Here is a 5,103-nt window from a genome sequence, read left to right on the forward strand (position 1 = left end):
GCCTGGGCGCGGCCATGGGGCCCGACGCCCTGCGCGTCGCCCAGCTGGGCCCGGCCCTCGCGCGGTTCGGCGTGGACGTGGAAGATGCCGGCAACCTCTTCGGCCCACCCAACCCGCAAAGCGCGCGGGGCGACCACGGGCTGCGCAACCTGGCGGAATGCGTGGCATGGAACCGCGCGGTGCACGACGCCGTGTCCGCGCAGTTCGCCGCCGGCCGCATGCCCATCCTGCTCGGGGGCGACCACCACCTGGCGGTGGGCTCGATCAGCGCGGTCGCGCGGCACTGCCGCCAGACGGGCAAGCGCCTGCGCGTGCTCTGGCTCGATGCCCACGCGGACTGCAACACGCCCGCCATCTCGCCCAGCGGCAACGTGCACGGCATTCCCGTGGCGAGCCTGTACGGCTTCGGCCCCGAATCGCTGTCGGCCCTGGGCGGCGCCGTGCCCGCGCTGCAGGGCGCGCAGCTGTGCCAGATCGGCCTGCGCAGCGTGGACGACGAGGAAAAGCGCCTGATCCGCGAGCTGGGCATCGAGGTGTACGACATGCGCTCCATCGACGAGCTGGGCATGCGCGAGGTCATGCGCCGTGCGCTCGACGGGCTGGAGGGCGAGGCCGGCGACGATGTGCACCTGCACCTGAGCTTCGACGTGGACTTCCTCGACCCCGAGATCGCCCCCGGCACCGGCACCACCGTGCGCGGCGGCCCCAACTATCGCGAGGCGCAGCTGTGCATGGAGATGATCGCGGACACGGGCCGCCTGGCCTCGCTGGACATCGTGGAGCTGAACCCCGCGCTCGACATCCGCAACCAGACGGCCGAGCTGGTGGTGGACCTGGTGCAGAGCCTGTTCGGCAAGAGCACGCTGGTGCGCGCCCGCCCCACGGCCGCGTGACGGTGCGCTGACGCACTGAAGCGCTAATGCGCCGCAGCGGTGGCCGCGCGCTGCTGCGCGAACGCCACGTACCAGGGCAGGCAGCCCGGGTTGGCCATGGCGTCCTGGTTGACCACTTTGTCCAGCGGCTGGCCCAGCAGCAGCTTCTTGATGGGCAGCTCCTGCTTCTTGCCGCTCAGCGTGCGCGGCACCTCGGCCACCTGCACGATCTCGTCCGGCACGAAGCGCGGCGACAGCGCGGTGCGGATGGCCGCGGCGATGCGCCCGCGCAGGGCGTCGTCCAGCACCACGCCGCCCCGCAGCGCGACGAAGAGCGGCATGTAGCTGTCGCGGCCCAGCGACTCCAGATCGACCACCAGGCTGTCCAGCACCTCCGGCAGGGCCTCGACGGCGCGATAGATCTCGCTCGTGCCCATGCGCAGGCCGTGGCGGTTGATGGTGGCATCGCTGCGCCCGTAGATCACGCAGCCGCCGTGGCGGCCGATCCGGATCCAGTCGCCGTGGCGCCAGACCGGGCCCATGTCCACGGGCCCGTCGCCCCCGCCCGGCCGCCGGCCGTGGCCCGGCGGGTACATGTCGAAGTAGCTCGCCAGGTAGCGCTTGCCGTGCGGGTCGCCGCCCCGCCCGGCAGGGCCCGGCTCGCCATCGCCCCACAGGTACAGCGGCATGGACGGGATGGGCTGCGTGCACACCAGTTCGCCCACATCGTCGATCACCGGCTGGCCCTCGGCGTTCCAGGCCTCGACCGCCGCGCCCAGCATGCGGCACTGCATCTCGCCGGGCACCTGGGGCAGCTCGCGGTGCCCGCCGATGAAGGCGCCGCAAAAATCGGTGCCGCCGGAGATGTTGTTCCACCAGATGTCGCCGTCCGCATGCCCCGCCACGCCCAGGGCGCGGAACTGCGCCGTGCCCCAGGCCTGCACCTCGGGCGCGAGCGGCGAGCCGGTGGTGCCCAGTGCCCGCACGCGAGAGAGGTCACCGCAGTCCGTGAGCGGCAGGCCCGACTTCATGCAGTTGGCGTAGAAGGCCGCGCCCGCGCCGAAGAACGTCACGCCCGTCTCGGCGGCGAAGCGCCAGAGCGTGCCCCAGTCGGGCCGCTCGCGGCTGCCGCCCGGGTTGCCGTCGTAGATCACGCACGTTGTGCCCGCCAGCAGGCCGCTCACCTGCGCGTTCCACATCACCCAGCCGGTCGAGCTATACCAGTGGTAGCGCTCGCCGAACGAATTGGGCTCGTAGCTGCAGCCGATGTCGTTGTGCAGCCCCTTGAGCTGCAGCGCCACCAGCACCATGCCGCCGTGGCCGTGCACGATGGGCTTGGGCAGGCCGGTGGTGCCGCTGGAGTAGACGATCCACAGCGGGTGGTCGAACGGCAGCCACTCGGGCTCGAACGCAGCCACTTCGGCATCGTTTTGGCCGCATGCCATAGAAAAATCTGCCGCATCTGCTATCGTTTCAGGAGCATGCAGGTGCTGCACCACCACCATGTGGGTGACCGAGGGCAGCGCCGCGCGCAGCTCGGCCAGCACGCCGCTGCGGTCGTGGTCGCGCCCGCCGTAGGTCACGCCGTCCACCGCGATCAGCACCTTGGGCGCGATCTGGCGGAAGCGGTCCAGCACGGCGGCCGTGCCCATGTCGGGCGCGCACACGCTCCACACCGCGCCCAGGCTGGCCGTGGCCAGCAGGGCCACCATGGCCTCGGGGATGTTGGGCAGGTAGGCCGCCACGCGGTCGCCGCGCCGCACGCCCTGGCGGCGCAGGTGCAGCGCGAGCGAGGCGACCTGGCGGCGCAGCTCGGGCCAGGACAGCTCGCGGTGCAGGCCGCGCTCGTTGCGGCTCACCACGGCCGGCAGGCCCGCGGCGTGCGCCGGGTCCACATGGCGCAGCACCTGGCGCGCGTAGTTGACCTGCGCCCCGGGAAACCACACGGCCCCCGGCATGGCATTGCGTGCCAGCACGGCCGTGTGCGGCGTGGGCGACTGCAGGTCGAAGTAGTCCCAGATGCTCTGCCAGAACGCATCGAGGTCGGTGACGGACCAGCGCCAGAGCGCGTCGTAGTCCGCGAAGGCCAGTCCGTGGCGGGCCTGCAGCCAGTCCTGGTACAGGCGGATCTGGGGAACGAACGGGGGGGTGTTTTTTGTCTCCATGGCGCCGCAGCGTAGCGTGCGCCACCGCCGCTGTCACCGGGCGGGCGTCCCCGAATGGACAAAGCCGCCGGCCGGGTGCGGCGGGCGGCTTTGCGAAGGGAGCGGCAGCGGGGCCCTGCCCGCCGGCCCCGGGTCAGTCGGTCAGCTCGTGCACGCTGGTGATGGCGTAGCCCTTTTCCTCGATCTGCGCGGCCGGCTGCGCGATGCCGTAGTCGTCCCAGTGGTCGGCGTTCTCGTCCATCTCCTGGCCGCGGGCTTCGGTGTCCCAGTCCACGTTGATCGCCTCCTGCGGGATGGGGCGCCCTTCGGGCACGGCGAGGTGGGAGAACTTGCCATCGGCTTCGGCTCGGCGATAGATGTCTACGCGCATGTGGGAGTCCTTTTCGGAAATGAGACGCAAAGGCTGTCCACTCTATCGAGCGGGGTTCTGGCGGGGCGTAGGAAAACACCTCTCGCGGGAGGGTGGCACCGGAAGGCGCCCCACCCCCACGCCCTGCAAAAACCAAAAAGGCGGCCGGGCCTTCGCCCGCCGCCTTTCTGGTTTGGCCGCCTTGACTGGCTGCCTCAGGCTGGCCGATTACTTCGCCGAGGCCAGGTCGCGCATGCGGTCCGCACGGCCGCCCGCGTCCGGGTGGGTGGACAGCATGGCATCCATGCCACCGCTCTTGCCGCTCAGCGAGGCGATCTTGCGGAAGGCCGACTCCATGGCCTGCACCTTGTACTTGTGCTTCTTCATGAAGGCCAGGCCGTAGTCGTCGGCGGCGGTTTCCTGGCTTTGCGAGAACTGGCTGTTGACCAGCTTCTCGCCCAGGGCGCCCAGGTCGGAATCGGCCAGGCGGCCCACGCCGCCCGCGGCCGACGCGGCCTTGCGGCCGGCGGAGGCCATGTAGGCCGTGCGCATGGCCGACAGCGAGTGCTGCAGCTTCACGTGGCCGATTTCGTGGCCGATCACGCCCAGCAGCTCCTGGTCGTTCATCATGTCCATGAGGCCGCTGTACACGCGGATGGAGCCGTCGGCCGTGGCGTTGGCATTCACGTCCTTGCTCAGGTACACCTTGAAGTTCAGCTTCATGCCGTCTTCGTTCACGTGCTTCTTGGTCAGGCGCGCCAGGCGCTGCGCGTACTTGTTGTTGGCCGGGGCGGCGTTCTCGGTGCGGTCTTCGTAGTTGCGGTACTGCAGCGAGACGGTCTTGAGTTCTTCGTCGGACACGGTCACGGCCTTGAACACGTCCAGCGCGGCGCCCGCCTTGTTCTCGGTGCTGCTGGAGTTGGAACCGCCGGCGCTGGCCGCGCCCAGCACGCTGGAGATGGCCGAGGTGCCGGAACCGCTCTTGCTGCCATCGCCCGTGGTGGCACAGCCGGTCAGCAGCAGGGCGAGCGCGACGGCGCTCAGTGAGAACTTCTTCATGGAAACACTTTCGTTGAGGTCTGGAAACAAGCGCCAATGGGGCGACGGATGCGGTGCTCGGGAGGCTCTGCGGCCCCTTGGCGGTCACGGGGTGGACCGGGCAGGCGGAAATTGTTTCACGGGCGTTTGAAATGCCATACGGTGTGGCGCCGCGAATGCATCGAGTTGTATCCACGGCCTGGCCACCGCTTCCGCCGCTTTACAAAGTAACGAAACGCCGTGGCGCCATAGGATGAACCACCCCGTACACAACCTTTTGTTTCAATAAAGACGCCATCAACAGGGAACAAAACGGCGCTCCGCTACACCGCAACCTCGAAGAGCCGGCCCGACAGTGGGGCCTTGGCCAGCACATCCAGCGGCACCGGCTGGCGCGCCGTGGTGATGAACAGCCGCCGCCCGTCGGCCCCACCCAGTTCCACGTCGGTGGGACAGGGCACCGGCAGCGCGACGACGCGGTCCAGGCTGCCGTCGGGCAGGAAACGCACCACACTCCAGCCATCGCGCAGGGCCGTCCACACCCCGCCCTCCGCATCCAGCGCCAGGCCGCTCACCCGGCCCGAGCCCTTGGGCACGGAGACGAGGCGGCGCACGGCGCCGGTCTCGGGCTGCAGCGACAGGATGGCGCCCGTGTCCGGCACGGCGGCCCAGAGGGGTG

General features: G+C 70.1%; 5 protein-coding genes. 1 reads left to right on the plus strand and 4 read right to left on the minus strand.

Annotated features, from left to right (window positions below; all coding sequences use genetic code 11):
* Nucleotides 1-2 precede the first annotated feature (2 nt).
* Nucleotides 3-893: an arginase gene (gene rocF, locus AC27IQ_RS18650; protein WP_487090355.1), complete on the plus strand. Its 891-nt coding sequence runs from the start codon at nucleotides 3-5 to the stop codon at nucleotides 891-893.
* Nucleotides 894-916: 23 nt separating this feature from the next.
* Here the strand turns inward: rocF and AC27IQ_RS18655 are convergent, their stop codons facing one another.
* The 4 genes from AC27IQ_RS18655 to AC27IQ_RS18670 form a co-directional block, all read right to left on the minus strand.
* Nucleotides 917-3,037: an acetoacetate--CoA ligase gene (locus AC27IQ_RS18655; protein ID WP_487090356.1), complete on the minus strand. Its 2,121-nt coding sequence runs from the start codon at nucleotides 3,035-3,037 to the stop codon at nucleotides 917-919.
* A 133-nt stretch (nucleotides 3,038-3,170) separates the two neighbouring features.
* Nucleotides 3,171-3,407, minus strand: coding sequence for a DUF6139 family protein (locus AC27IQ_RS18660; RefSeq protein WP_272566159.1), 237 nt, complete (start codon nucleotides 3,405-3,407; stop codon nucleotides 3,171-3,173).
* A gap of 207 nt (nucleotides 3,408-3,614) precedes the next feature.
* The gene (locus AC27IQ_RS18665; protein WP_487090357.1) at nucleotides 3,615-4,445 is read right to left on the minus strand and encodes a M48 family metallopeptidase; all 831 of its coding nucleotides are present in this window, start codon (nucleotides 4,443-4,445) and stop codon (nucleotides 3,615-3,617) included.
* Nucleotides 4,446-4,747: 302 nt separating this feature from the next.
* A partial coding sequence (locus AC27IQ_RS18670) for an SMP-30/gluconolactonase/LRE family protein (RefSeq protein ID WP_487090358.1) occupies nucleotides 4,748-5,103 on the minus strand: 356 nt, incomplete at its 5' end.

This window comes from Acidovorax sp. KPB24-07 (assembly GCF_057543315.1).

What these genes read in the sequence shown, in the direction of transcription:
- AC27IQ_RS18655 (WP_487090356.1), bottom strand. Translation starts at nt 3,037, where the DNA reads ATGGAGACAAAAAACACCCCCCCGTTCGTTCCCCAGATCCGCCTGTAC.
- AC27IQ_RS18660 (WP_272566159.1), bottom strand. Translation starts at nt 3,407, where the DNA reads ATGCGCGTAGACATCTATCGCCGAGCCGAAGCCGATGGCAAGTTCTCC.
- AC27IQ_RS18665 (WP_487090357.1), bottom strand. Translation starts at nt 4,445, where the DNA reads ATGAAGAAGTTCTCACTGAGCGCCGTCGCGCTCGCCCTGCTGCTGACC.